Below are 26,676 nucleotides of genomic sequence, written 5' to 3'. Positions count from 1 at the left end.
ACCGCGCCCCATTAATGGATTTTGAGATCAGTTGTGCATCTGGCGCAAGGTAAGAATCAAAAACAAGAGTAAACTGCCACCGAAAAAAATACAGATGTAGGGTAGCACAGTTAGCTGTGCTACCCTACGAACGGTACACCAGTTTGCTCAAATTTCTTAACCCTTTGGCAGTTCCTCCTGGTGGCTCTAAAACTAAAATATATTTCATGGAAAATCCAAAACCCAAAATTGTTTCGGTCAAGAGTTAGAAAACTCCAGACTATAGACTTAGGACTTAGCTTCCAACTGTTGGGAGTGAGCAGGAGATTCAAACTTATACCCTACACCGCGTACAGTTTGAATTAATGCTGGTTGACTAGCATCAATTTCAATCTTCTTGCGAATTTGACCGATGTGTACATCTACAACCCGCTGGTCGCCGACATATTCGTAGTCCCAGACCTCTTGAATGAGTTCTGCACGCCGCCAAACTCGACCTGGATGGCTGGCTAAAAAATGCAATAAGTCAAATTCCAGAGCAGTTAAGGGTACTGGTTGGTTATTCAGTGCCACTTCCCGTCGCACTGGGTCAATCATCAATTTTTCAAATACTAAGCGTTTCTGCTCGGCAGTAGTTATGACTCGTTGACGCCTCAAAATCGCTCCTACTCTGACTTCTAGCTCTCCTAAACCAAAAGGCTTGGTGAGATAGTCATCAGCACCTTTAGAAAAGCCGCGAATTTTGTCAGCTTCGTCAGCACGACTAGTCAACATCAAAACAAAAACACCATTACGACTTTGCATCTCCTGGCAGAGGTTAAACCCAATCACATCTGGTAAATTCACATCTAGAATTACCAAATCAGGGTTAAATTGCTCAAATAGAGTTAAGGCTGTCTTTCCGTCTTCAGCAGCCTCCACCTGATAGTTCTGCTTCATCAAGAAGCGTTGGATTAAATTCCGAACCGCAGGGTCGTCGTCAACAACAAGAATCTTGGCGGGAGCCATGACCATCACTTTACACAAAAATTCGTAAGATTAACAAGAAGGTTGCGTAAAAACACAGTTGCCACTTTGGGAGTTATTAAGAATCTACACAGCTAGGGCATGAACATCCTGATTATTCAAATAATTAATACTGTAATCCGGATTATAGGCGATAAGAATGGCAAACTTGTGGAAAGTTATAGTGCAGACCTGCTTGAAGTGCAGATCTTGTGACTATCAATAGTTATGCTTACCAAACAGACGCTCAAACCTCAGCCAAAGCGGTTTGTGAAACTCAAAGACTTTGTATCCCAATTAGGTGGTAACCTAAAACGTTTCAATTTTAAATCGAGATGTGGTTCTACACCACAAGCGATCGTCAGTATAATTAAAAAAAATCTGTTAGGGCACAGTAAGTTGCCAAATCTGAAACAAGAAAGTTAATTTTTTCATGAAAACTATGCGTTTTAGGTACTATCAGTTCAAATTCTAGATTAGAGCCAGAACTGAGCAACGACATGAGGGTATACACGGAGTTATGGTGATATGTTAAAGTGACTATAGTCTAAATCTTAAAGTCGATCAAACTAAGTCGTGCTACTATCCTGGTAGAGCATAAATATAAGTCGAGACATTTAGTTTCGATTCAAACAAAATCTCAATTTGTTTTTTATTCGACAATAGACTGCCGCTGACTGAGGCTGAAGTAACAAACTCCCATGAGCGATCAAAATCCCTACGAAAAACTTGGGGTATCAGAAGAGGCTTCCTTCGATGAAATCCAGGATGCTCGTAATCGTCTATTCGAGCAACATAGTGGCGATGCCAAGCATCTAGAAGTGATTGAAGCAGCTTACGATGCGATTTTAATGGACCGCTTACGGATGCGCCAGGAAGGTAAAATCAAAGTTCCAGAACGTATCCGGTTTCCAGAGTTGCGAGTACAATCGCCTCCAAAAGAAACTCAAACCCCTCGCGAGCATTCACCCGCATGGCTGCAACGAATACTAGACCAGCCAACGCCTGCTGATATTCTCTTACCAGGAGCTTGGTATCTTGGCTTAAGTGCTATTAGCCTGTTTTACCCAGAGGGAGGCGATCAGGTTTTACAATTAGCATTGGTGGTTGGGGTAAGTATTGGTATTTACTTTCTCAATCGTAAGGAAGGCAAATTTGGCCGAGCAGTTTTGTTCACCCTAGTCAGCTTAATAATTGGCTTAATTACCGGAGGGCTACTTGCTAGCTGGTTTTTACCACAAATATCATTTATAAATCTGGGGTCGAATCAGTTCTCTACGGTACTAACTTTTATTTTGCTGTGGTTGGTTAGTAGCTTTCTACGCTAAATCTAGCTCTTCAATAAACACACGGGATAGGGACTAGGAAGTAGTGAGTGGGTAAGAAGAGCGAGTGTAGGGAGTGTGGGGAATAACTCTTAACTCCTAACTCAGCCCTGGCTCAAGGCTCCGCTATCGCCAACAGCACTGAGCACTTTCAATGCCCAATATTTATGAATTAGTATTTTCGTCACCAGGTACTTCAAACTTGTAACCATAGCCGCGTACGGTTTTGATATACTCTGGTACACTGGCATCGATTTCCATCTTTTTACGAAGCTGACCAATGTGTACATCAACCACTCGTCCATCTCCTATGTAATCACAACCCCAGATTTTTTGGATTAGCTGTGGACGACTCCAAGCTTGACCAGGATGGCTTGCTAAAAAATGTAAGATATTAAATTCGAGGGCTGTTAAGGCGAGAGGTTTATTGTTAAGTGTTACCTCCCTACCCTCTGGATTAATTACTAGCTGCTTGAAAATGATGCGTTGTGTTGGGGAGGGGTTAATGTAGCGTATCCGCCTCAAAAGTGCTTCTACTCTCACTTCAACTTCTGCAAGACTAAACGGTTTAGTCATGAAATCGTCAGCGCCGGCGGCTAAAATTTTAATTTTATCAGCCTCGTCAGTTCTGCTAGTCAATATCATTACTAAAACATTAGTACGACTCTGCATTTCCTGGCAAAGGCTATAGCCATTAACATCTGGTAAATTCCAATCTAAAATCACTAAGGATGGGTTGAATTGCTCAAATAACGATAAGGCAGTCTTACCGTCTGCTGCCGATTCTATTTGATATTTCCGACTTAAAAAACGATAGACGAGATTTCGGACGCCGAAGTCGTCATCAACGATGAGAATTTTCGGAGTAGTATCAGGGGCCATAGTCATAATGCTGCCTTGCTGCCTATTGTTGATTGGGCAATTAGCTGTTGCGCCAGTTTTGCTTTAGGTGTTTGTGTTGAAAGTATATCCACGCTGACCTTTGCTGACTACGATCGCTACTGTAGTACTTGTTTACAATTAATTTTCCATGAAGTCGATCAAAACTTCAGCCATCTTCATGCTTATCAATTGTATAAGTATTGTATGACTTTGGTATAATATCGAATTTTTATGGTCTGATACTTAAACCAACACACGTAAAAGTGAGTGCTATTAAAGATCATCTCCTTCACCACAAATAGCTCAAAGAAACACCAAAGAAACAGCGATCGCCACAACTTTCTAAAGGAACACACTGCTTGATTCATTAAGTTTCTATCAAGCCTCACAAACTAAGCCATAAGCCAATATAGATTCTAATTTTGACCTACTCAACTGTACTCTAGCCAAGGGATATGTTCTGCTGGGGAAGACCTGCGAAAATTTATTTAACGTGCATTTGCATGTAGTTATCTTCTTAAGCATATACTATACTACAAGTTTAAGTTTGAAGCTATGAGCAGAATAATTAGTAATTCCTAATACCCTTGGATAAGTGCAAAGTGCTAAGTAATTCCTAATTAATAGACACAGGGACTTAATCGATTTATAAACATACTAGGTAATTCCTAATTAATGGATACAGGGAGTTAATCAATTTATAAACATAGAAAAATGTACTAATCAATATTTCAAAATTAATTGCATTTATGGATGAGTTATAGTTATGAATTAATATGACAACCCAAGGACTTAGAGCATCACCAGAAGGTATAAGGGCAGCAAAAACAGCTTTAACAGATAAAACTTGGAGTCAGCATAAATTAGCAGCAGCTTTAGGGATTACACGCCAACCAGTTTCCAAATTTTTTGCAGGTGAGTCAGTTTCTCGCTCTTGTTTTGTGCAAATTTGCCAACAGCTAGGGCTATCTTGGCAAAAGGTTGCTGGTTTACCTGAAGATGTGGCATTTGAGGGAACTGGTAAAGCACGATTCAAAGATGCTGACCTTGATACATTAGTCAAGGAAGTACGGCAAAAGCGCCAAGAAAAAATTCAAAATCAGTGCAACATTATACAAATGTTGGACATTGCTCAGACAGTTCAATTGATGAACATTTACACCAGTGTTAATGTTTTAGAGGAGATAACTAACCTGCAATGGCGAGAAATTGATGACTGGTTAAAAGACTTTAAATCTGAGTCAAATTTTAACCAACTGAGAACATATAAGCGTGAGAGGAAATTACCAGGATTAGAAGCTGTTTTGCAACACTCAAAATTGATGATTTTGGGAAAGCCAGGGTCAGGTAAAACTATATTTTTACAATATCTAGCTATTGAGTGTAACAAAGGCCAGTTTCAGCCAAACCAGATAGCAGTTTTTATTAGAGCAAAAGAATTTGCTGAAGATGCTAAAAGTGATAACGAATTTAATTTATTTAACCATATTAGCCAAGAATTTCTCAGTTGTGATGTTGAAAATGAATTAACTAAAACTTTGTTGACTCATGGGAAATTACTGATTTTGCTAGATGGATTAGATGAAGTATCAAGAGAAAATGCAGAAAAAATCACAATAGAAATTCGTAGATTTACCCAGATTTTTTACAAAAATAAGTTTGTTATTAGCTGCCGAATTGCTGCTCAAAAATATAGATTTCACGGATTTACTGAAGTTGAAGTGGCAGACTTTGACCAAGAGCAAGTAGAAGGTTTTGCCAAAAAATGGTTTGTAGCTGTTGGTTTGAAGTATAAGGAAGATGTACAAGCCAAAGGAAATTTATTTATTAATCAGCTAAACCTACCGGAAAATCACCATATCCGAGAGTTAGGTGTGACTCCATTACTGCTGCATTGGATTTGCTTGGTGTTTAAAAGTAAAAATGAATTTCCCTTAAACGAGGCTAAGTTATATGAGCAAGCATCGAATATTCTCTTTTACAGATGGGATGAAGTTAGAGGTATTAAACGCGATCGCATTACTAGTAACTTAACTTTGAAAACCAAGAAAAAGCTGCTTTTTCAAATTGCAGCTATTACTTTTGAACAAGAAAATTACTTTTTTACAAAAGAAAAAATTCTGGAATTAATTGCTGATTTTTTAGATAGTTTGCAAGATAGAGATTGGCAAAAAATTAAATCCAAGCTAGATAACGAAGGAGTACTGAAAGCAATTGAAGTTGAACATGGATTATTAATAGAAAGATCGCAGGAGATTTACTCATTTTCTCATTTGACATTTCAAAAGTATTTTACTGCCAGAAAAATTGTGGAAAATTCCCAAGTCCAAACTTGTGAGCATCTGGTTAGTTACATGACTGAAAAGCGTTGGCGAAAGGTATTTTTACTAACAGTAAATATGTTGCCGAACGCTGACAAAATGTTACAGTTAATGAAGCAAAAAATTGATTTGCTAGTGGCTAATGATGAGAGGTTACAGTATTTTCTAACTTGGTTGCATCAAAAATCTAGTTCAGTTTCTACCCGTCACAAAGCAGCAGCCGTTCGTGCTTTTTACCTAGTTTGCGTTGAGCGTAGCCTTAATCATAGACATCGTGCCTGGGTCTATACTTCTGGTTATAACCTAGAGTACGCTCTTGTTGGTAACATAGCTTTTGACTCTGACCTTGCTCTTGACGAGTTTTTGTCTAGTACTATTGCCTGTTTTAACGATGTTGACTTTGCCTTTGAGCGTAACCTCAACGATGCCTTTGATTATGCTCACGCCTTTGCTATTGCCTTTAACGAAGCTATTGAGCTTGTTATTGCTCCAAAATTGAAACAAGTCTTGCAAAAACTGAAAATACAACTGCCAGATATAGACAGCAATCCCGAAAAATTCAGAGAGTGGTGGCAAACTAAGGGTAAAGTTTGGGGTAAACAATTAAGATATTTGCTGATTAAGTATCGTAATATTGGTTACGACTGGGACTTTAACGAGCAACAAAAAGAATTACTCCAAAAATATTACGATGTAAATAAATTGCTGGTAGATTGTCTCAATAGTGCTACTGATGTAACTCCTACAGTGCGGCAGAAAATTGAAGATACATTATTGTTAGCGATCGCCGATATTGAAAAGATAGATAATTCGTAATACTTGAAAATTCAGAAGATTCTGATAACCAAACCTAAGAATCAACAGCAGTACAAAATTCATAGTGAATACTGACTCATGAATTCTGAATTTTTATTTATTAAGAAGATGAATCTTGCCATAGTCTTAATTGGTCAGATTTGCAATTTATTAATTGGTAGAAATTCTTGAGAATACTTAGTCTATCTGAGGAGAGATTTTACAGATATTCATACTAGGGAAAGAGCAATTAAATATATTTTGTTCGTTAAATTGCTATCAATATCGTCAGCGAGGAATACTTATGAATAATAATTTAGTAGGCGGCATCATTCCCCCACAGCCACCAATACAAGCAGAATCTGATGTTCATACCCTCAAGTCTCGTCTGGAATGGGGTGAACCAGCTTTTACAATATTGGATGTGCGCGATCGTCAAACCTATAACGATGGTCACATTATGGGAGCGATGCCCATGCCAATAGATGAATTGGTAGACCGTGCAGCAGGTTCTTTGGATAGAAGCCGTGATATTTATGTTTACGGTGGTAACGATCAAGAAACTGCCCAAGCCGCACAACAACTTCGTTCTAGCGGGTTTGAACATGTTTCTCAACTCAAAGGTGGTCTTGGTGCATGGAAGGCGATAGGCGGTCCTACCGAAGGTATTATTGAATCAAAAACTCCCCCTGGTGCAGATGATTACAATGTCGTAGCTCGGCTACAAAATCATGCAGAAAATCAGGCAAAGGGAGGCGAAAGTACCGCTGAAAGTATTAAAAGGGGAGCTAGCAACCTCAAAGAAAATATTCAACAAGGAGCTAGCAACCTTAAGGAAGGCATTCAAGAAGGAGCTAGCAACCTCAAGGAAGGTATTCAAGAAAAAGCTAGTGACGTAAAAGAAGGCATTAATGAATCTAGAGCTTCTAGTCCAGATGATTCTAATGTTGGATCTTAAGCAAAGAGTGACCTGAAAAATTAGTCATTAGGCGTAGGTTGGAGGTTGGCTGTTGACGGTTAACAGCCTATAGTGCGCCTTCGGTGGTTCCAACAGTTGTTTGCTGATTGCGCTCCCGCTCTTTTGCAATCGGCTTTCATCAGTCAACAGTTAACGCAAAAGCATCCCATCCCATTTTAGGGGTGGGATGCTTTTGCGTTAATCGAACAGTATAACCAAACCGTATTATTTTGGAGAATAATTAGTGTTCAAACAAATCTTTAAATTGCAATAAATCTAAAGAAACTATTGTTGGTAGAACTTCAAAACATTGTTGAGCAAGTTCCCAACGTTCTTCTCGTTTGAGCATTTCTGTAAGTTTTTTTTGTACACTCAGTAAGTAGCGCACATCATTGGCGGCATAACTTAATTGAGCTTCAGATAAATTAGCAGCGTTACCCCAATCAGAACTTTGAACGCTTTTATCGAGTTCTACTTGTTCTAATTCTTGCACTACATCTTTGAGTCCGTGGCGATTTGTGTAAGTACGAGCTAACTTACTAGCAATCTTAGTGCAAAAAACAGGGTGAACTTCAATCCCTAAATAGGCTCGCAAAGTAGCAAGGTCAAAACGAGCAAAGTGAAAAACTTTTACAACATTCGCCGCTTGCAGAAGTTTTTTTAAGTTTGGGGCATCAGTTTGCCCCTTGGCAATGCGGATTGCAGTGACTTTTCCTTCTAGGTTGCACAACTGAACCAGACACAAACGATCGCGCTGCGGTAATAATCCCATCGTTTCTGTATCTACTGCGATCGCTGTCGATTCTAAATATTGTCCAACGGCTGCATCACTGAGGTCGCGATCGCTCACCTGAAAATCTTGTAATGTCATGAAATGTTCAAAAATAATAGCAGTGTCTAGCAGACAAAAGTCTTGTCAGACACTACATTATTATTGTGCAAAAATATCAAAAATTAAATCTACCTTGTGCGAAAAAAGATTTGCGTCAGGTAGACTTCGCCCTGACTATTAGTAGCAACGCCAATTCCAGTCAGGTTGTAATTTCCTTTAACATTCTTCAGATGTCCGGGGCTTTTGATCCAACCAGTAACAGCTTCGGCTGCGGGGTTGCTATATCCTCGGTTGAAAGCAACATTTTCCGCTGCACTGTTGTAGCGAATAGGGATAGCTTTGACTCGCCCTTCAAATCCCTGATGGCTAAATGGGGTTTTACCTTGAGCCATGTTTTGACTATGAATTCTTGCCTGTCGTGTGATATTTGTATTTAGGGTCAACTTTGGTAGCCCTTTAGCAGCTCGATATTGATTAATTTCGTCAAAAACAGATTTTTCTAGCTCAGTAGGTTTAAAAGTAGGAGTCGATATTGCAGCCTGACTGGAAAAAAGCGACAACAGCTTATTACGGGTGGATGTATTTGTAGAATTGTGCCCTGGTATCGGAACAGTTGTTAATCCACTAGCAAGGACAAGCGCAGTTAAAGCGATGCCAAAAGCAGTTTGTCGGAACATGGAGAATTGCGTAATGTGTAGAGATATAAGACTTATACTCTACCTCATAGTTCCAAAAATATATACGAGAATACTATTAAGGATTGATGAATTTCGGCAATTTGACCACATCCTTTACAGGGTATACAAACACTCATTTCCAATTGTTAATATTTCCATAGGTTATCTTCGGTAAAATCACCATTACTTTCGCCGATTATTAAAGATTTTCATGAATTCAACGTGAATTAGATGGCTTATATGGTGTCTGCCCAATTTGCTCAATCAAAAAACCTCTAAGACGTTTTACTAGCCAAGACAGCCTCTGTCGAAGTTGGAGAGAGAAAGGCTCCTGCCATAACCAAGGGCAGACAAGATGTCCACCCACAATTATGTAGTAATTATTTCTTGTTAATTCCTAAATCTTCCCTAACCTATGTGCGAAGGAAAATTTGCGTGAAGTAGATTTGCCCTTTACTATTGCTGGCAACACCAACCCCCGTCAAATTATAATTACCTATGATATTGGCTAGATGCCCTGGACTTTTGAGCCAGCCTTGCACAGCTTGTGTAGCAGGGTCACTATATCCCTGGTTGTAAGCAACATTTTCAGCAGCTCCTCTGTAGCTAATACGGATCGCTTTCAGGCGTTCTTGAAATCCAGTATGTCCAAAAGCCACTTTACCGCTAGCCATGTTTTGACTATGAATCCTAGCTTGATTATCGATGGCAGAATTACGAGTCAGCTTTGGTAGCCCTTTAGAAGATCTGTAATTATTAATTTGCGTGAAAACCGACTGTTCTATAGCAGCAGTGTTGATGGTAGATTGTGCAATCTTGACAGTATCACTTGATATATCTGAAGACATCGGTATGAAAGTTGGCTCTGTTATAGAAGTAGCGATCGCTCCACTGCCGAAAAAAAGAGTTGCTAAACCAATGCCGTAGATTGTTGTTCTAATCATTTGCTGAAAGTAAAGTTCCAGACCATCTAACCAGACTATTGTTGATTGAACAAATTGGTTATCAGTCTATATACCTCTGCTTATGCTGCTATGGCTTCAAAAACTACCAGTAAACTTTTAAATTTACAACTTTACAAAAAAAACTGTACTGTTTGGAGATAATTTTCTTCTCCCATTAGGAAGATTATTTCTATTACATTCCTCCCAGTACTGTCTGATTTTTATTAGTCTTGGCTGAGAGCTTCTAACTCTTCCTGGACTACCCGCAACACTCGTGCGATGTATTCTGCACGACACTTTTCCCGCTCATTAATTACTTTGGCATCCGGTTGATAACCTTCAATCTCAGTAGCGGATAAAATACCTTTAACCTCTAGCAATCGTTCAATGGTGTCGAGGCGATCGCGCAGTACGGACACCTCACCAGTCAAAGCCATAACCATCGCCAACAATTTATCAATTTGCGGATTCTCTAAGTAAACTGGTCGTTTACCTTTGGCTGTTTTTGTCATCCTAACTCCTCTTTTCCACAAACAAGGCTACACAAGAAAAGAACGAAAGCCAGAGAAAATCTGACTTCCTTAATTACGAATTACGAATTATTTTGCTTACTTAGTTGCAACAACTACAAACCAAGAACCAAAGCTCTTGGACTTATCACCTTGAGCTTTCCATGCCCCATTTGGAACAAATTTCTCAAATGTCTTATCTGCTGCAAAACCAGCTTCAGTAGCTAGCGCCACCAAATCTAAATCGCGTACAGCACTCCAGAAGGGTTCGTTGTTGTTAGCGGTTTCCCAATCAAAAACAAACTGTGTATAGGCATCCATGTGACGATACAGTGGGGCTTCCACATGAATCATCATCCCACCAGGAGCTAGTAGACGATAAGACTCCTGCATCACTTTACGGACAGCTGGCGGGGGAATTTCATGTAGCAAAATGTGAGAAACTACTAAATCAAAAGATTCATCCGGAAAGTTAGTGCGTTCGGCATTTTGCTGAGAAAAGTGTACGCGTTTGCCCAAAGATTCGGCTCTTGCATGAGCATAACGCAGCATAGGTGCGCCTACATCTATGGCGTGGACTTCTGCATCTGGGTAACCATCTACGTAAGGTAATGTACTATGACCGACAGAACATCCCATATCAAAAATTTTTCTGGGTCGAAAGTCGGGATACTCTGGTAGGAGATAGTTTTGAACTATGGATAGCCCCATGTCATCGTTGAGTGGCCCCAACCAACCCACACCATAAACATAAGTGCCGCGATCGTAAACTGCACCAGCGGTTATATCATCAGCGGTAAATTCGCTGTGATATCCTCCAGGCATACAGTGAATATCTACGGCTTTTTGATAAGTAGGTATTGAAAAATTTGGGTCGAGGGTTAAACTACCTAGTTCAGCACCCTTGTCTTTAGCACGCTCAATCAACTCTGGCAATTGTCTATCAACGCTGGCATTTACAGCATCCCATAACATTTCTTGGCTAATCCGCTTCAGGGCACTAGTCAAGTGGTAATAGGGTTGCTGTTCCATTGCTTGCCGAATTTCATAACGGTTCTGGGGAGGACGCTGATGTTCTTGTTCAAACTTCGGCTTGGCTAGTTTTTCATAAATGACTTTATTGCCAGGAGAGAGATTGCGGAAAATGTGCAGTTTTAAACTTTGGACAAATTCTTGGCGTGCCAACTCGTCTTGAGTGGTTTTCGGTAGCATAGCGTGTTGGAGTTGTTGATCCATCGTTGCTTTCTCCCTAATATTTACGTATATTTCCTTAGATAAAATTTAAAAATTTAGCTACTGTTTGTACATCTTTGTCACCGCGTCCAGAGCAGTTGATGACAATGCGAGGATTGCCGGTTAGTTCGGGACACAGGGTTTCTAAGTAGGCGATCGCATGAGCTGTTTCCAATGCTGGAATAATCCCCTCTAATTTCGATAATCGCTGGAACGCTGCCAAAGCCTCTGCATCCGTCACACTATAGTATTGGGCGCGACCAATATCCTTTAAATAGCTATGTTCTGGCCCCACACCGGGATAATCTAATCCTGCACTAATTGAGTGTGCCTCAATGATTTGTCCATCCTCATCTTGCAGCAGATAGCTCATCGCTCCGTGCAATACACCAACTCGTCCTTTTGTCAAGGTAGCTGCGTGTTTTTCAGTGTTGACACCTTCTCCGGCTGCCTCAACTCCAATTAACCGTATCGAAGGTTCATTGAGAAACTCATAAAATAGTCCCATTGCATTGGAACCACCACCTACACAAGCCATGAGGATATCAGGCAATCCCCCCCATTTTTCCATTGCTTGGGCGCGAGTTTCTTGGCCTATGACTGCATGGAAATCACGTACCATCATTGGGTAAGGATGAGGCCCGGCAACTGAACCCAGGATGTAGTGAGTAGTTTCCACATTCGTTACCCAATCCCGAATTGCTTCAGAAGTCGCATCCTTGAGGGTTCCCGTTCCTGCTTCCACGGGACGTACTTCTGCCCCCATCAACCGCATTCTGAAAACATTCAAGGCTTGGCGTTCCATATCATGAACGCCCATATAAATTACGCATTCGAGTCCAAAACGAGCGCAAACTGTAGCTGTGGCTACTCCATGTTGTCCAGCACCGGTTTCGGCAATAATTCGCTGTTTACCCATGCGCTTTGCCAACAATACTTGACCAAGGGCATTATTAATTTTGTGGGCACCAGTATGATTTAAATCTTCACGTTTTAAGTAAATTTGTGGCCCGGTGCGATCGGGTCGGGCATAATGAGCAGTCAGGCGTTCAGCAAAATATAATGGTGTGGCACGTCCTACATAGTCCCTTAACAACTGCTGTAGTTCTGCTTGAAACCCAGGATCGTTACGGTATTGCTGATAAGCTGTTTCTAATTCAGCAAGAGCAGGCATTAGCGTCTCAGGTACATACTTACCGCCAAAGCGTCCAAAGCGACCTAGCGTATCGGGAACTTGAGTAGTTGAATTTGTAGAGAGGGGAGTAGTAGTCACAGGCTGATTTTGATGAGGGAAATGACTTAATTATTATAAGAAAGTCTAGGCCTATCTGGAGATTAGGGATTGGGAACTGGGGACTAGGACTAGGAAATTAATACTTTAGAAATACTTTCTCACTACCCAATACCCAGTACCCAGTCCCTAGTCCCATTATGTGTGATGAATCAAGCACTGGCATTGGTACAGGAATAGAGCTAATCAGACAGCGTTATATGATAGTCATATGAGATACGGTTGAGCAATTGTTGTTGCTGTCCAAGAACCTTGAGATTGAATTTTCCACAGCCTTGAAATTTTTCTTAATCAATATTTTATGTCTTCTTCCAATTCTAAATCTTCCGATAAAAACTTTATCTACCGCGAGTTTGGTAACGATAACTCCGCCGCTACAGAAAGACCAATTCCAGAATTGACCCCACAACAACAAAATTTGAGAGTGGAAGCTTCCCGTAAAGGACGCAAAGGAAAAACTGTCACTGTGATTACGGGTTTTCAAGCAAAACCAGAGACTTTGGCAGATTTGGTCAAACAGTTGAAAACTCAGTGCGGTACAGGCGGGACAATTAAAGACAACGAAATTGAAATTCAAGGCGACCACAAGCAGAAAATTGTCGAGATTTTGACCAAGCTAGGTTACAAAGCCAAAATTAGCGGCGGCTAATGTTGGCTGAGTGCGGTTTACCGCATCTCAACCCTAATCTAGATTGAGAGGCTCAATGTTATCTTTGAGAAGTGTTGTAAATATAAACATGGTTGAACAATGGTGAACGACTTGTTCAACGAGTTGTTTGGGATGAAATTAACAGGAGGGTAAAATGGATTTAGTTCGGATTCTGTGTGCTATTTTTGTACCGCCTTTGGGAGTTTTTTTGCAAGTAGGTTTTGGTATAGACTTTTGGATTAATATAGTTTTAACGCTTTTTGGTTACATTCCTGGGATTATTCACGCAGTGTGGATCATTGCTAAGAAATAATTGTTATTAGGTTAGGTTGGGTATACCAATTTCGGCGTTAAAGATGCTGAAGAATATTTCTGTAGAGGTAATTCAGAAATTACCTCTACAAAATGATTAAATAGCAATTCTGTATGAAAATGCGCCATATATCGAACCGCCAAGGACGCCAATAACGCCAAGAAAGAAACAAATAACAAATCCAATAAATTTGGCGCAGCCTCACAAAGAAATGGTATAAGCCAAAATTTCAAAGGTAAAAGAAACAAGAATAAAATGGTCTTCTGGAATTAATTATCAAAGTTTAAATGATAATTAATTATGAGTTGGTTTTGTTGCGATCGCTTCCATCGCTAAAGTAATTTTGCAGTCAAATATTAGCGGACGCTCTCAATCTTCAAGCAATTAGTTATCGGATCTCTGATTGAGAGAATACGCCACTAATCTTGGCTAATTAAGTAATTATAGTTACTCCTCCCGTATCCAAATCGTAACGACCTCCGACAATTTTTAATTTACCGGACTGTAAGCGCTCAGTTAAAAGCCGTGATCGCTTTAGTCGTGTAATTTGATATTGCACGTTGGCAACCACAGCATTCTCAACCGCGTCCCCTGGCTGAAGTTTGGCACTTTTGACGACTGGCTTAATCGCCTCAACAAAGCTACCAATATCACCGAGTAACGCTTCATTTTTCACAGCGGCGGTAACGGCTCCACATCGCTCATGACCCAGCACCATCAGCAACGGCGTACCTAATAAAGTCACAGCATATTCGATACTGCCAAGGGATTCTGGCGTGGCAATATTTCCCGCGAGACGAACATCAAAGATGTCTCCAATACCCTGGTCAAAAATAATTTCTGCGGGTACTCGTGAATCCGCGCAACTAAGGATAGTTGCAAATGGATGTTGCGCTTGAGCGACTTCCTGCAACCTAGTCGCAGATTGATCGGGATATTGGGGTTGATGCTGAACAAACCGCTGATTTCCCTCTATCAGCTTTTGCAATGCGGCATCGGGACTGAGGCTTTGAGAAGGCAATTCGGCTGCTTTCACCTGTTCAACTCGCCAGAAGAAATCACTGGCAGTTACCATCATCCCGAATGCGCTGGTGACTCCTAACTTTAAAAAGTCACGACGTTCCATGAAATGTTTCATTGGATTTATGATTTTCTTATAACGACGCAACACATTTCATTGAGCGAATTTCCATTACGTCCGAGACGTAACAAGTGCCGCCAAATTTGTTCAGTAGTGGTCTAATGTTTTCTACAACACGCTTAATTTCTTCTGGCATACAAAACGCAATGATATAAACATTATCAAGCATCGTCATGTCTAGATCTTCCGCCGATCCTCGTAATCCTTTGCCAGCAACATTTCGGATTACAGCATGACCATGTACACCAGACTTGTCTAAGCTATCTAATATTTTGCCAAGCTCAAAAGAGTTAGCAATAATCTCTATCTTTTTAACTACGTGCATGTTATTACCTCCAAAACATGTTAATTCCGTAGAGATATAACGGAATTCCCACAATAATATTGAACGGGAATGTTACTGCTAGAGCTGTAGAGACATACAGACTGGGGTTTGCCTCTGGAACAGTCATCCGCATGGCAGCTGGGACAGCAATGTAAGAGGCACTGGCACACAACACCGCGAACAAGAGCGAATCACCCTGAGGCATACCAATGAATTTGGCGATTAGCAACCCAATGCCTGCATTAACTATTGGAATTAGTATGGCAAATGAAATCAGAAAAACTCCGGTTTTTTGCAAGTCTTTAATTCTCTTGGCAGCGACTAGCCCCATATCCAGCAGAAAGAAGCTGAGAACACCATAAAACATCCCCTGAGTAAAGGGTTCTAAAGTTTTCCCACCGCGTTCTCCTGTTAAGAAGCCTATTATCAGGCTACCAACCAAAAGAAAGACTGAACTATTAAGAAATGCTTCTTGTAAAACTTCCCCCCAAGCAAAATCTCGCTTTTCATCGACTGAGAATAAATTCACGAGGATCAGACCAACAATGATGGCTGGAGATTCCATCAGTGCCAAGGCTGCCACCATGTAGCCATCAAAACTAATACCAAGCTCGTTCAGAAAGGAACTAGCCGTGATGAAGGTGACAGCACTGATAGAACCATAGGTTGCTGCGATCGCCGCAGCATCGTAAATATCTAGCTTCAGCTTGAGGATAAAAAAGGTATAAATGGGGACAAAACAAGCCATCAACATGGCTGCTATGAGTGTCAGAACTACTTCCTGAGTGATTCCGCTTTTAATTAGTTCTACCCCTCCTTTAAAACCAATCGCCAATAGCAGATAAAGCGAAAGCAGTTTCGGCACTGGTGGAGGAATTTCTAGATCGGACTTGACAAAAACCGCAGTCATGCCTAAAAAGAAAAAGAGAACTGGCGGATTGAGGATGTTAGAGACTATCAAGCTGACATCCATTTCCACCCCTCCTGATACTGGTAAAGTTGGGAATTAGAGAAATTTCTCATCTGAAAAAATTTAATGGCTCGATCATGATGTATCGTGTCTTGTTACCCCATGTCAATTAGGCAATGAAAAACTCCACCCGCAAGAGATGGAGTTTTTGGTATAGAGAATGGGGCATGGGGCAATACAGTTCAGTTAAGGAAGCACTAGCTCCCTAACCTAGTTGAATTATGAGTATTCACTTTTTACTTTTGACTTCACGGTAGTACAAGTACAGGTCGGCGTAAATAAACAACCCAGTCAAAATCTCTGAAAATCTTACACTGTATTCATTTTGAATTTTGTTAGCGCAGCTAAGCCGTGTCCGCGAGCGTCATTTTGAATTTTGAATTCCGCCTTGCGCTACTAGTCTATGTTCCATCCCAAAAGCAAGGGGCAGTTATGCAATTGCCATTCCAGGGTTGAAACGTTCAAATCTTTAATTAATCCAGTACTTATATTTAGTACCCAGCCATGAACCATAGGCGCTTTTGACGTATAAAGTACCTGACGCATGATCGAGGTTTGGTAAAGATTCTTCACTTGCGCCGCAACGTTCATTTCTGCCAAACGATTCAGCCGTTCTTCTCTTGTTGGTAAGGCGTCAATTTCTGCTTTTTTGTGTAAATACAATTCCCGAATTGGATTTACCCAATTATCAATAATTCCGATGGTTTTCCATTCTAAAGCCGCTTTAATTCCTCCACAATCGTAGTGACCACAAACAATAATATGTTGCACTTCCAGATGTAGAACTGCGTATTCTAAAACCGCTAAAAAGTTCATATCTGTCAGAGAAACTTGATTAGCAATATTACGATGTACAAATAACTCTCCGGGTTCTGTACGGGTAAAATTTGTTAAGGGCAAACGACTATCAGAACAACCAATATATAGAAATGGTGGTGTTTGTCCGCTAGATAAGTCTTCAAAGTAAGACGGGCTGAGATTCAGTTTTTCGGCAACCCAAGCCTGATTATTTCTGAAGAGTTGATTAATGCTGTTATATTTCATTCTTTCATCAAATTTGAGAGAGAATTTTTTGAATAAAAATTCAGAAGTCAGAATGACAGGAGTTAGTTCTACAGAATACCCAATTTAATTCTGACTGAAGACTGATGTTTTTGTTATATTTTTTATAAAAATTTTAGCTGACTTACATTTATTTATAAAGCAATATATCAACTTGTAGAGGTATAAAATTTTATCACGCCTGTTCCCTGCTATATCTACTTGCACTTGCTGATTGCTTATCAACAAGATACCCGACTTATTACATAAGTCGGGTATCTCAATCTGGCAATTTTCACGAATCAAATAGGATTGCCATAGCATGTCTAGATATTTTGCAGAACAGACAAAGTTCAGTGGGAAGCTAACCTATAGAATGATGAAAAATTTTAAATTGAAACATTTAATACTAATTGGAAAAAAGATGCCAACTGATCGATGCACTAAACCCAGATTCACCAAGGCTATTCCCAATGCAAAATCCACAATCCGAAATGGTATCAGTTTTAATCAGGGGCAACAACTTTGTTACCGTTATGATGGTTAATTGACCAACGATGATCGATATTCACAGAGGAAAACTGACAAATTTCTTCTAGTCGTTTTTGTTGCACAGCAGCTTTCCGAAGAGTAATAATTAGCTGATTCACTTGATGCCGTAAATCTGGATTATCATTTACTGCTAACATTGTTTGTCTTTCTAAAAGCTGAAGTATAAGTTCGTAGTGGATAGGTGAAGGTAGGGGAATTTGCTCCATGAAGTTAGAGTTTCATTTCAAATTTGGGATTTTTTATGAGTCAGAGTTTGTCTTTGAAGTTCTCATGCTCGGAAGCCGACCATCAGACTTTTCTCTTATTAATAAATTGTTACATAATAAATAACTAATTGTTTAGGGCTTTGATTTGTCTAGCGATGAAGATTTAGCAAAGATGTTGCTCATATTAGGCAGCAAAATGCTGTATATCCACGTATAGTATGCCCAATTACCAAACTATTATTACAGTGACCCTGCAAGGGGCAGGGTGGGTGTTTTTTCAGAAATTACTAAGCAATAGAGGAGCGATCGCAGCACCGGGATCTGGTTGTTTGACCAAAGATTCTCCAATGAGTACAGCGGATGCACCTGCTTTAACTACCAAACTCAAGTCATCTGGTTTGTGTAGTCCTGACTCGCTGACAACAAGGATATTTTTCTGTTGCAATTGACTACCTCTTGCAGCCAAAAGTTGGCAAGTAGTTTCGAGGTCTACAGAAAAATCTTCCAAGTTGCGATTATTGATTCCGACTAAGGAGACCCCATCTAAGGCTAACACACGGTCAAGTTCTGCCAAACTATGGACTTCAATCAAGGCTGCCATTTTCAGCTTGTTAGCGATTTTGAGGAAGTATTTCAAATCTTGATCGCTCAGGATAGCCGCAATCAACAAAATAGCATCTGCGCCTTGAACTCGCGCTAAGTAAATTTGGTAAGCATAAATGACAAAATCTTTGCACAGTAGCGGCAAATCTACAACAGCACGAACCTTAGCTAAGTTGTCAAAACTGCCTTGAAAGAACTTGGCATCCGTCAGCACAGAAAGACAACTTGCACCACCTTGCTGATAAGATTGAGCGATCGCTACTGGGTCGAAATCTGCTCGTAAAACCCCTTTGCTGGGAGAAGCTTTTTTCACTTCCGCAATCACCGCAGGCTGCGTTTTCCCTTGGCGCAAAGCCGCGACAAAATCGCGGGTTGGTGGCGCAGTGAGTACCTGTTTCTGCAATTCCTGTAAAGGAACTTTCTCCAGCATTTGGTCATATTCTACTTCTTTTTGCCAGACAATTTCCTCTAAGATGTTGTTTGGCGCGGCATCAGGCACAGCGGCCTGATAACGTAACATCGATACAGCAATAGCTGGGTTAGGTGAACGGCGACGGATTTGCATAAATTGGGGGATGGGGACTGGGGACTGGGGACTGGGGACTAGGGACTAGGGACTGGGGACGCGGGGAGTTGGGAAGAATTCTTCCCAATCCCCAGTCTCCAATCCCCAATCCCTAAATGGCGATCGCTCGTTTATAAGCTTCGTCTAGGACTTCTGAAAGTGTTGGGTGGGCGTGAACTAGATGGGCGAGATTTTGGACAGATTGACGGTTAGCGATCGCGGCTGATGCTTCGTGAATTAAGTCTGAGGCGTGGAGTCCGAAAATATGGACGCCCAAGACTTCTCCTGTGTCTTTGCGATAGATCACCTTGGCAATACCGTCGGCTTCGTTTTCTGCCAACGCTTTGGAATTTCCTTTGTAGTAACTCCGACTGGTGGCGATTTCAAAGCCTTCGGTTTGTCCCAATTCCTTAGCTGCTGTTTCTGTTAAGCCCACATAGCTAACCTCTGGGTGGGTAAACGCCGCTGCGGGGATACTGCGATAGTCTACTGTCTTCTCCCTGCCAACTATGTTTTCCACCGCGATGATGCCTTGAGCAGAAGCGGCATGTGCTAACATCATTTTGCCATTGGCGTCACCAATTGCCCAGAGATGCGGTACTACTTCGCCGGCTGACAATACTGCCATGCGATCATCAACTGGGATAAAGTTCCGGCGATCGAGTTCCACGCCTATAGACTCTAAACCAAGATTTTGCGTCGCTGGGATGCGTCCTGTAGCCACCAAGCAAGCATCTACTTCGATGACATCTACATCTTCTTTGGTTTTGAAATCTGCTAACTCAATCACCACAGGCGAACCGGGGATGACTTTTTTGGCGTATATCCCCACTTTGGTTTCAATGTCGCGGGGAGTAATCAGTACGCGTTCGGCGAGTTTGGCAATGTCGCGGTCAAATCCTGGCATTAACTGGTCTAGGGCTTCAATCAAGGTGATTTCACAGCCCAAAGCTGAGTAAATATCAGAAAATTCCAAGCCGATGTAACCACTGCCAATAATTGCTACCCAGTCTGGTAGTGATTCCAGTTTCACACCTTGGTCGCTGGTAAACACAGTTTTGCCGTCTACTTCAATTCCTGGAGGGACAAAAGGAATTGAACCAGGAGAAAGGATAATGTCTTTGGCTGTGATGGTTTTTTCACCGCCGTCTCCGGCGATGGAGACTTTTTGTGTCCCGGCGATTTTTCCCCAGCCTTTGATAATATCCACTCCCAGACGTTTGAGACTGTTAGTTAAGTCGCCTTGAATCTTGGAGACAAGATTGGTAGCATGGTTGGCGATCGCTTGGCGATCAAATTCCACGCTACCTACTTGAATTCCCAGCGACTTGAGGTGGTGGGCATTTCGTAACTCCCGCACACGTCCAGATGCTGCTAGCAGTGCTTTAGAAGGAATACAGCCGCGATTAACACAGGTTCCTCCCATATCAGCAGCTTCAATAATCGCTGTTTTTAAACCACAACTTACGGCGTGTAGGGCTGCGCCATGTCCGCCCACACCAGCGCCGATAATTACTAAATCGTAATCAAATTCTTGACTCACGTTAGTTTCCCCGTGTGCTTCGCCTATTTATTCTCAACTTGACCGACAATCAACGCAACCCCTTTAACAGTTATCAGTTATCGGTTGTGAGTTTCGTCGCTGGGTTTAAGCCCCTACTATATAGTTACCAGTTATCAGCGATCGTTGAACACTAGGAACTGGTAACTGATTTAAATTCCCCACCATACGCCTGATAACTGTTCACTGAATTTAACGTTTGGATGTTGCTAATTCGCTCAATTTATGATTCAGGTCGGAATGGCTAAAAGATGGATGTTTTCAGTAATTATAATCAAATCTACATACTTAATTTTTTTATACTGCCAAGGGAGTAGTGAGTGGGGAGTAGGCGAGATGAGGAGATGGGGGAGTGTGGGCAATACTTTTCGGATAAGTGCCAACAACTTTTCTGGTGGTTTGGGAAAAGGTTAAAGGAAGGGAAAGGGGTAAGGGGTGAATTTAAACATTTTCCCTTTTACTGAAAAGTATTGAGACTGTGGGGAGATGAGGGGGAAAGATTTCTTTCCATCCTTCCACACTTCCTACACTCCCTGTTTGCTTTATCCCCAATGGTCAATATTTACGTAGAAGCCATTGCTTTTGACAAATGAATAAGAAAGAATTCATTTGTCATACCATTTCAGGAAAATCTTACTAACACCACTACATTGATTCTGATTCCTGAATTCTGAATTCTGAATTCTGAATTCTGAATTCTAAATTCTTCTTTTTAATTTTGAGTTTCATACCGCTCTTCAAGCATGGCAGATGCTTGTCGTTTAGCGTGAATATTTTTCATGTGCTTTTTCACTGTATTAATAGTGATGAAAAGCTTATTGGCAATTTCTTTGTAGCTGTGGTTGTTTCTGTAGAGGAACCAGATTTCTGCTTCTCGCCGCGTCAGTTCAAATTTTTTAACTTCGGTGAGGGCGACGTGCTTAAGAGATTCGTATTTATTTTGTATGGTTACTAATAAACAAGGTACATCAAATCCGTCCAAACTAAGTAGTCTGACTCGAATTCTAAAAATATTTGATTTATCAAGTACAATTTCATCTGAAAAAATAATCATTTTATCAGAAATCAAAGACTGGCTGCTAAGCACTGATTCACAGAGATTCCAGATAGCTGGCGGTACAAAATTATCGTTACAATTTTCTTGATCGAATTGAGAAAAAATTTGATGAGCAGATGCGTTAGCATGAAGCACTTTGCCAGCCTTATTTAAAATTAAAATACCATCCTCTAAGCCTTCGATTACTTTTTGTAAAAAATCAGCTCGCTTTGAGTCATGGTTAATATTTTCTCGCCGTTGTGTTTCAACTAATGTCTTTGTTAGAGTCATCATATCAAGTATTTTAATATACAAAATGCTACTGGACTATGGAATTCGTGGAGTTGGGATATGCGTCATGAATTTTCCAGATGGTTGACGTGAATAAATTTTTTCAACATGACAGTTCAATTACGCTAACAAAGTTAAGTTTAAGTTTTATTTTTTACATTCATTTAAAAAAACACTTAAATTTAACACCTTGCGTAGTTTTTTGGAATTAACTTAGGCATCATTTATATACAAGTCTGAAACTGCCTATTTCGGAAATCGGCTTTAATACATTTACGATCGCTGCCGAAGAAAGTTACGATCTTTGTTGACTCTCCGTTCTTCTCTACTCTTAACGCTTGCTACGCAGAGGTTTTCTATTAGAAGAAGGGTAGCAATTGGCGTAAGTTAGGGAATCTTTGCGTCATCAACAACGTAGTCAAACCATATTGAAGACGCTTGTATTAAATGACAATCACCCAAACATACAATAGTTATTTGATTTGAAATAAAAATATACATATATATATACTTACGCAGCTATTTGCTAGCAACGTTAACGTAGAAAGAACATCTTTGTGAGATATGTAGTTTAGCAGCGATGAAAAATTTTGATTACAATGCAGATGTCTACTAGGCGGCGTGCTGTCTACCTAAATTCAGTAAATAATCGATGAGTAATCAATTACAAGACTACAATCCCAGTGGCGTAGGTGAAATAAATGGCAACCTTTTAGGTTTACCATTCGATTACGAGTCTGCAAACTTGATTGTCTTTGGTGTACCGTGGGAAGTCACTGTTTCCTATGGTGCAGGTACAGCTAACGGGCCACAGCGGATTCTAGACGCTTCGACTCAATTAGATTTATTCGATTTCGATCGCCCTGATGGCTGGAAGCAGGGAATTTTCATGGTGGAAATACCCCAGGATATTTTAGAAAAGAATAGATACTATCGTGCCTTGGCAGCAAAAATTATCGAAAGATTAGCCGAAGGTAAACAACTTTCTGATACACCAGATTTAACACCTGTAATCATAGAAATAAATCATGCTTGTCAACAAGTAAATGAATGGTTGTTTAAGAATTGTCAGCAAGCAATTAACAATGGTAAACGAGTTGCAGTCATTGGAGGAGATCACAGTTCACCTTTAGGTTATTTCCAAGCATTAGCGGCTAAATACCCAAATTATGGGATTTTGCATATTGACGCGCACGCAGATTTACGCGACGCCTATGAGGGATTTGAATTTTCTCATGCGTCGATCATGTTTAATGCAATGAAAATACCACAAATTTCCAAGTTAGTGCAAGTTGGTTTACGTGATATTTCGCATGATGAAGTTCAGATGATTAATAAATCTGATAGTCGGATTATTGCTTATTACGATCCTGCTATCAAGCAAAAACTTTACTCTGGGACAACTTGGATTGATTTATGTCGAGAAATTATCAATCATTTACCTGAGTATGTTTATGTTAGCTTTGATGTCGATGGTTTAGATCCAAAACTTTGTCCCAGTACAGGTACTCCTGTTCCAGGTGGTTTGGAATTAGAGCAAACATTTTGCCTGTTTCGGGAATTAGTAAATAGTGGTAGAAAAATTATTGGCTTTGATATCTGCGAAGTTGGTGATGGTGAGTGGGATGGGAATGTTGGGGCGCGGGTAGTTTATAAACTAGCGAATTTGATGGATTTATCTCTAGAGAATTCAGGAGTCTGAATTCTTCAACTCATGCTAATGATACTGAAGCTAAGGCGATGACAACAGCAATTCCTCCATCTCTCACCCTTTAGGTTGTGCCACAGGCTTTTGATCCCCGCAACCCCCCTTGGAAAAGGCTACGCTGTACACACAAGTCGGAAATAGTAGTCTGTGAACGAATAATTGACGAGTAAATTCTCTGTAGAGACGGCGATTTATCGCGTCTTGTGAACGTGTCAGTCTTTTAGACGCGATAAATCGCGTCTCTACATGAGGGCTTTCTGGCTTATCCCAAGCGTATTGGAATAAAACTGGATCTGACTTGTGTGTACACCGTAGCTTGGAAAAGGGGGGCAAAAACCTCTCAAAGTCCTCCTTTTTAAGGAGGATAATGACGGATCTACGAGGATTTTGGTTTGCTACACAGATGTGTGTACACCGTAGGAGGGGTTGGGGAGAGGTTTATTGAACTGACGTTAATTGATAATTATAAAATATTGCTTAACCTCTAAGCCTATAAGCCTAACCAATAGATTATTTTTACTTATCTAAATGGTGTGCGATCGCCTTCCTACTCTAAAGTTTTTAGAACTATATTTGACACTTGAGCAAGTTTTTGCATGGCTAAGACTAATTCGTAATTGGAAGAAAATCTTCTCTATCTTCTACCGAGGGAGTGCTGCTGCTTTAATCTTCTTACAGATATCCACCCAAGCTTTATCTTGTTGTACTGCTTGTAGGCTTTTTAAAGGTTGATTGGGAGGGTGCGCTGGCTGATACTTTTCAATTTCTGTTTCCTCATAGCTGGTAAAACTCAAAGGTATCCAAATAATCGTCAGTCCTTTGGCTTCAGCCGCATCCAATAATGGGGGTAACTGATTCTCGGCAATAAAGTTTGATGCTAGAAAGTAGGGACTAACCAACAATACTGCTACTTTTGCTGCTGCTAGAGCATTTTCAATTTCTTTACGCCACTCAGCACCAGCTTGGATTTTGGTATCATCCCAGACAAGGAGATTTTGGTTGCGAATCGTTGGTTTGAGGTGTGTTTGGAGTTTGGTAAGCCACTCTTCATCTTGATGACTATAGCTGATGAAAACTTGATTTCTGGTTATTGTTTCAGACGACTGATGTGTCAATGATTCATTTCTCTGTTCCTCCAGTTCGGTTTGCAACTGTGTAACTTGGGGGTTGATTTCCCTATCTGCTGTAACGGATTGGAACATGACATCATCGATTAACTTGCGGACATCTACCATTTCATAGCTCTTTTCGCACTCCTTTTGATGACGGCCAGCGTTCAAGCGTTTGTAGAGTTCCTCTAGAGAATAGTAATAAGGTATGGACAGATTTTTACAAGTTTCGCAGTTACAAGGAACTAGGGTTTGATATTGCAAACCTTCGTAAGAGTTATGAATTTTTTCAAGTTCATAGGTGATAACTGCCATCAATTCTTTTTTGCGGTTTCCGGCTACACGGATTTTAATTTCCCGTTGATTGTAGTTTTCAATGACTTCTGCACGAGTTTGGTCTTTATTGAGAACAACACCGTTTTTCCAAACAAGTTTTTGCTGTTCAATCCAAGGGTGCGTTTCGACAATAAAGCGGGTGAGGATGCCTTTGGGCATGAATGTATAGGTGTAGCGGAGGATAAGATTATTGGTGTCATCCCAGGTATAGTTAGCTTTTTCAATGGAAAGCAATTGAGGGGCAATATAAATTTCACGACGGTTAGGAATTTCATAGCAAAGCTTGAACCGCATCATTAATTGCAAGAGTTCATCTTGCATATCAGCATATTTATCCTCTTGCCAAATATCTTCAAGGTTGTCTTTGGTAAAACAACCGAGATTTTGCTTGACAGTTTGATTATCCAAAACTTTGTAAACGGCAGTTGTTCCCCATTCTGGTTTGAGGATGACGTAGTGTTTGAGTGTAGAATCTTCTTGAAAGTGAAGGCAAACGCCGAGGTCGTGCAGATAGCTACTCAAGCGCAGCATGTCTTTACGGTCAGTTAAATTATTGATTCGGCAAAGGCTAAAGTATTCTTCAACGCTGATGTAATTTCGGGAATTGTTCTCTAAGGCAGCTCTAACTCTTACCCAAAGTTTTGGTAGAGGTGTACTAACGTGGTCAAGATTGCTGATGTAAAGTTGAATAGTCTTTTTAATCTCTGCCAAACCGCGATTATTAGCTAAATTGGTTGCCAGAATTTCCTTGAGGTTGTCAAATTCTCCTCGTAACTGTCCCCCATCGACTTGGCACTGACGGTCTTGTTTTTCGTTTTTGATAATGAAAACTGGGCTTTTGTCGCTCAAGAGTTCGACAACCTTCAGCCACCAGTAAAAATCGGTGTTTTCTTGGCGAGTATCGGCAACTAAAGCATAGACAGAGCGTTTGCTGAGGAAAAATTGATGGGTTTGGTGGTAGATTTCCTGACCGCCAAAATCCCAGATGTTGACGCGAAAATCTTTGCCATTGGGCTGTGTGAAGTGCCAGCGGATAACTTCAATGCCTTCAGTTGATTTCTCCTTCGCTTGGAGTTTATAGTTTTCGTTTTTAATTTTCTTGGCTAAAGAGGTTTTACCGGCTCCTCCTTCGCCAACAATTAAGAATTTTGCTTCGTAGAAGGGTTCGGTTTCCGTTGGATCTTGCACTCGGAAATAGAAATCGAGAATTTCATTTACATCGCCGGGGTCTTCATCTAAGTTCTTTGACCCCAAAATCTCAGGTGGAATAGGAACCGGATTTCTACGAAGATCCAGCTTTTTTAGGTTTCGTAGTTGCCATTTCCTTAGCAGAGTGCTCAGTTGATTGTCGCCCAGGTGGAGGGATTGCAGATTGCTGAGTTGGCCAATTTCCTTAGCAGAGTGCTCAGTTGATTGTCGCCCAGGTGGAGGGATTGCAGATTGCTGAGTTGGCCAATTTCCTTAGCAGAGTGCTCAGTTGATTGTCGCCCAGGTGGAGGGATTGCAGGTTGGTGAGTTG

24 protein-coding genes and 1 pseudogene are annotated in these 26,676 nt (G+C 40.7%); 8 read left to right on the top strand and 17 right to left on the bottom strand.

Going from position 1 to position 26,676, the window contains the following annotated elements:
• Window positions 1–267 precede the first annotated feature (267 nt).
• A complete protein-coding gene (locus ACM0OY_RS29765; RefSeq protein WP_099067994.1) occupies window positions 268–987 on the bottom strand; it encodes a response regulator transcription factor in 720 nt (239 codons plus the stop codon).
• Between the two features lie 225 nt (window positions 988–1,212).
• On the opposite strand from ACM0OY_RS29765, the gene ACM0OY_RS29760 reads away from it, so the two are divergent.
• Together ACM0OY_RS29760 and ACM0OY_RS29755 are read left to right on the top strand one after the other, a co-directional pair.
• The gene (locus tag ACM0OY_RS29760; protein WP_414572377.1) at window positions 1,213–1,410 is read left to right on the top strand and encodes a hypothetical protein; all 198 of its coding nucleotides are present in this window, start codon (window positions 1,213–1,215) and stop codon (window positions 1,408–1,410) included.
• Window positions 1,411–1,685: 275 nt separating this feature from the next.
• Window positions 1,686–2,312: a CPP1-like family protein gene (locus ACM0OY_RS29755; protein WP_414572376.1), complete on the top strand. Its 627-nt coding sequence runs from the start codon at window positions 1,686–1,688 to the stop codon at window positions 2,310–2,312.
• Between the two features lie 162 nt (window positions 2,313–2,474).
• On the opposite strand, the gene ACM0OY_RS29750 is transcribed toward ACM0OY_RS29755, so the two are convergent.
• Window positions 2,475–3,197 (bottom strand): response regulator transcription factor, encoded by a 723-nt coding sequence (locus ACM0OY_RS29750; RefSeq protein WP_414572375.1) that lies wholly within the window; start codon window positions 3,195–3,197, stop codon window positions 2,475–2,477.
• 9 nt (window positions 3,198–3,206) lie between these two features.
• Between ACM0OY_RS29750 and ACM0OY_RS29745 the strand changes: the two genes are divergently transcribed.
• The 3 genes and pseudogenes from ACM0OY_RS29745 to ACM0OY_RS29735 all read left to right on the top strand — a co-directional run.
• Entirely contained in the window at window positions 3,207–3,410 is a 204-nt protein-coding gene (locus ACM0OY_RS29745) for a hypothetical protein (RefSeq protein ID WP_414572374.1), read from the top strand.
• A gap of 557 nt (window positions 3,411–3,967) precedes the next feature.
• Window positions 3,968–6,328 (top strand): NACHT domain-containing protein, encoded by a 2,361-nt coding sequence (locus tag ACM0OY_RS29740; protein WP_414572373.1) that lies wholly within the window; start codon window positions 3,968–3,970, stop codon window positions 6,326–6,328.
• 283 nt (window positions 6,329–6,611) lie between these two features.
• Window positions 6,612–7,058 (top strand): annotated as a pseudogene (locus tag ACM0OY_RS29735) (rhodanese-like domain-containing protein); the annotation flags it as partial.
• A 448-nt stretch (window positions 7,059–7,506) separates the two neighbouring features.
• On the opposite strand, the gene ACM0OY_RS29730 reads toward ACM0OY_RS29735, so the two are convergent.
• The 6 genes from ACM0OY_RS29730 to trpB form a co-directional block, all read right to left on the bottom strand.
• On the bottom strand, window positions 7,507–8,136 hold the full coding sequence (locus ACM0OY_RS29730) for a ribonuclease H-like domain-containing protein (RefSeq protein WP_414572372.1): 630 nt from the start codon (window positions 8,134–8,136) through the stop codon (window positions 7,507–7,509).
• A gap of 89 nt (window positions 8,137–8,225) precedes the next feature.
• Window positions 8,226–8,774 (bottom strand): CAP domain-containing protein, encoded by a 549-nt coding sequence (locus ACM0OY_RS29725; protein ID WP_414572371.1) that lies wholly within the window; start codon window positions 8,772–8,774, stop codon window positions 8,226–8,228.
• Between the two features lie 413 nt (window positions 8,775–9,187).
• Window positions 9,188–9,718 carry a CAP domain-containing protein gene (locus tag ACM0OY_RS29720; protein ID WP_414572370.1) on the bottom strand — a complete coding sequence of 177 codons (531 nt, stop codon included), beginning with the start codon at window positions 9,716–9,718 and terminating at the stop codon, window positions 9,188–9,190.
• Between the two features lie 224 nt (window positions 9,719–9,942).
• Window positions 9,943–10,230 (bottom strand): hypothetical protein, encoded by a 288-nt coding sequence (locus tag ACM0OY_RS29715; protein ID WP_414572369.1) that lies wholly within the window; start codon window positions 10,228–10,230, stop codon window positions 9,943–9,945.
• 96 nt (window positions 10,231–10,326) lie between these two features.
• Window positions 10,327–11,463 carry a class I SAM-dependent methyltransferase gene (locus tag ACM0OY_RS29710; RefSeq protein ID WP_414572368.1) on the bottom strand — a complete coding sequence of 379 codons (1,137 nt, stop codon included), beginning with the start codon at window positions 11,461–11,463 and terminating at the stop codon, window positions 10,327–10,329.
• Between the two features lie 34 nt (window positions 11,464–11,497).
• Window positions 11,498–12,733: a tryptophan synthase subunit beta gene (trpB, locus tag ACM0OY_RS29705; protein ID WP_414572367.1), complete on the bottom strand. Its 1,236-nt coding sequence runs from the start codon at window positions 12,731–12,733 to the stop codon at window positions 11,498–11,500.
• Window positions 12,734–13,052: 319 nt separating this feature from the next.
• Here trpB and ACM0OY_RS29700 point away from each other — a divergent pair, with 319 nt between their 5' ends.
• Entirely contained in the window at window positions 13,053–13,400 is a 348-nt protein-coding gene (locus ACM0OY_RS29700; RefSeq protein ID WP_414572366.1) for a translation initiation factor, read from the top strand.
• A 154-nt stretch (window positions 13,401–13,554) separates the two neighbouring features.
• Entirely contained in the window at window positions 13,555–13,713 is a 159-nt protein-coding gene (locus ACM0OY_RS29695) for a YqaE/Pmp3 family membrane protein (RefSeq protein WP_012410519.1), read from the top strand.
• Between the two features lie 433 nt (window positions 13,714–14,146).
• On the opposite strand, the gene ACM0OY_RS29690 is transcribed toward ACM0OY_RS29695, so the two are convergent.
• The 8 genes from ACM0OY_RS29690 to ACM0OY_RS29655 form a co-directional block, all read right to left on the bottom strand.
• On the bottom strand, window positions 14,147–14,839 hold the full coding sequence (locus ACM0OY_RS29690; RefSeq protein ID WP_414572386.1) for a carbonic anhydrase: 693 nt from the start codon (window positions 14,837–14,839) through the stop codon (window positions 14,147–14,149).
• Between the two features lie 28 nt (window positions 14,840–14,867).
• The gene (locus ACM0OY_RS29685) at window positions 14,868–15,179 is read right to left on the bottom strand and encodes a P-II family nitrogen regulator (RefSeq protein WP_414572365.1); all 312 of its coding nucleotides are present in this window, start codon (window positions 15,177–15,179) and stop codon (window positions 14,868–14,870) included.
• 4 nt (window positions 15,180–15,183) lie between these two features.
• A complete protein-coding gene (locus tag ACM0OY_RS29680) occupies window positions 15,184–16,152 on the bottom strand; it encodes a sodium-dependent bicarbonate transport family permease (RefSeq protein ID WP_414572364.1) in 969 nt (322 codons plus the stop codon).
• 393 nt (window positions 16,153–16,545) lie between these two features.
• On the bottom strand, window positions 16,546–17,193 hold the full coding sequence (locus ACM0OY_RS29675; RefSeq protein WP_414572363.1) for a carbonic anhydrase: 648 nt from the start codon (window positions 17,191–17,193) through the stop codon (window positions 16,546–16,548).
• Window positions 17,194–17,696: 503 nt separating this feature from the next.
• Window positions 17,697–17,948, bottom strand: a complete 252-nt coding sequence (locus ACM0OY_RS29670) for a DUF5340 domain-containing protein (RefSeq protein WP_414572362.1) — start codon at window positions 17,946–17,948, stop codon at window positions 17,697–17,699.
• A 277-nt stretch (window positions 17,949–18,225) separates the two neighbouring features.
• Window positions 18,226–19,116: an indole-3-glycerol phosphate synthase TrpC gene (gene trpC, locus ACM0OY_RS29665; RefSeq protein ID WP_414572361.1), complete on the bottom strand. Its 891-nt coding sequence runs from the start codon at window positions 19,114–19,116 to the stop codon at window positions 18,226–18,228.
• Window positions 19,117–19,228: 112 nt separating this feature from the next.
• Entirely contained in the window at window positions 19,229–20,659 is a 1,431-nt protein-coding gene (gene lpdA, locus ACM0OY_RS29660) for a dihydrolipoyl dehydrogenase (protein WP_414572360.1), read from the bottom strand.
• Window positions 20,660–21,389: 730 nt separating this feature from the next.
• A complete protein-coding gene (locus ACM0OY_RS29655; protein WP_414572359.1) occupies window positions 21,390–22,007 on the bottom strand; it encodes a helix-turn-helix transcriptional regulator in 618 nt (205 codons plus the stop codon).
• Between the two features lie 649 nt (window positions 22,008–22,656).
• Here ACM0OY_RS29655 and speB point away from each other — a divergent pair.
• Window positions 22,657–23,706 carry an agmatinase SpeB gene (speB, locus tag ACM0OY_RS29650; protein ID WP_414572358.1) on the top strand — a complete coding sequence of 350 codons (1,050 nt, stop codon included), beginning with the start codon at window positions 22,657–22,659 and terminating at the stop codon, window positions 23,704–23,706.
• Window positions 23,707–24,353: 647 nt separating this feature from the next.
• Here the strand turns inward: speB and ACM0OY_RS29645 are convergent.
• Window positions 24,354–26,411 (bottom strand): COR domain-containing protein, encoded by a 2,058-nt coding sequence (locus tag ACM0OY_RS29645; protein WP_414572357.1) that lies wholly within the window; start codon window positions 26,409–26,411, stop codon window positions 24,354–24,356.
• Window positions 26,412–26,676: the final 265 nt, after the last annotated feature.

Source organism: Nostoc sp. CCY 9925, from assembly GCF_963920935.1.
Classification (GTDB): domain Bacteria; phylum Cyanobacteriota; class Cyanobacteriia; order Cyanobacteriales; family Nostocaceae; genus Nostoc.
This window is presented reverse-complemented; position numbering and strand designations above follow the sequence as displayed.

Bases quoted from the DNA above. Each gene is read 5' to 3' on its own strand.
- ACM0OY_RS29760 (WP_414572377.1), top strand. From the start codon at position 1,213: ATGCTTACCAAACAGACGCTCAAACCTCAGCCAAAGCGGTTTGTGAAA.
- ACM0OY_RS29725 (WP_414572371.1), bottom strand. From the start codon at position 8,774: ATGTTCCGACAAACTGCTTTTGGCATCGCTTTAACTGCGCTTGTCCTT.
- ACM0OY_RS29655 (WP_414572359.1), bottom strand. From the start codon at position 22,007: ATGATGACTCTAACAAAGACATTAGTTGAAACACAACGGCGAGAAAAT.
- ACM0OY_RS29700 (WP_414572366.1), top strand. From the start codon at position 13,053: ATGTCTTCTTCCAATTCTAAATCTTCCGATAAAAACTTTATCTACCGC.
- ACM0OY_RS29670 (WP_414572362.1), bottom strand. From the start codon at position 17,948: ATGGAGCAAATTCCCCTACCTTCACCTATCCACTACGAACTTATACTT.
- ACM0OY_RS29720 (WP_414572370.1), bottom strand. From the start codon at position 9,718: ATGATTAGAACAACAATCTACGGCATTGGTTTAGCAACTCTTTTTTTC.
- speB (WP_414572358.1), top strand. From the start codon at position 22,657: ATGAGTAATCAATTACAAGACTACAATCCCAGTGGCGTAGGTGAAATA.
- ACM0OY_RS29710 (WP_414572368.1), bottom strand. From the start codon at position 11,463: ATGGATCAACAACTCCAACACGCTATGCTACCGAAAACCACTCAAGAC.
- ACM0OY_RS29685 (WP_414572365.1), bottom strand. From the start codon at position 15,179: ATGCACGTAGTTAAAAAGATAGAGATTATTGCTAACTCTTTTGAGCTT.
- ACM0OY_RS29730 (WP_414572372.1), bottom strand. From the start codon at position 8,136: ATGACATTACAAGATTTTCAGGTGAGCGATCGCGACCTCAGTGATGCA.
- ACM0OY_RS29740 (WP_414572373.1), top strand. From the start codon at position 3,968: ATGACAACCCAAGGACTTAGAGCATCACCAGAAGGTATAAGGGCAGCA.
- ACM0OY_RS29750 (WP_414572375.1), bottom strand. From the start codon at position 3,197: ATGACTATGGCCCCTGATACTACTCCGAAAATTCTCATCGTTGATGAC.
- ACM0OY_RS29755 (WP_414572376.1), top strand. From the start codon at position 1,686: ATGAGCGATCAAAATCCCTACGAAAAACTTGGGGTATCAGAAGAGGCT.
- ACM0OY_RS29765 (WP_099067994.1), bottom strand. From the start codon at position 987: ATGGCTCCCGCCAAGATTCTTGTTGTTGACGACGACCCTGCGGTTCGG.
- ACM0OY_RS29715 (WP_414572369.1), bottom strand. From the start codon at position 10,230: ATGACAAAAACAGCCAAAGGTAAACGACCAGTTTACTTAGAGAATCCG.
- ACM0OY_RS29680 (WP_414572364.1), bottom strand. From the start codon at position 16,152: ATGGATGTCAGCTTGATAGTCTCTAACATCCTCAATCCGCCAGTTCTC.
- trpC (WP_414572361.1), bottom strand. From the start codon at position 19,116: ATGCAAATCCGTCGCCGTTCACCTAACCCAGCTATTGCTGTATCGATG.
- ACM0OY_RS29695 (WP_012410519.1), top strand. From the start codon at position 13,555: ATGGATTTAGTTCGGATTCTGTGTGCTATTTTTGTACCGCCTTTGGGA.
- ACM0OY_RS29690 (WP_414572386.1), bottom strand. From the start codon at position 14,839: ATGGAACGTCGTGACTTTTTAAAGTTAGGAGTCACCAGCGCATTCGGG.
- ACM0OY_RS29675 (WP_414572363.1), bottom strand. From the start codon at position 17,193: ATGAAATATAACAGCATTAATCAACTCTTCAGAAATAATCAGGCTTGG.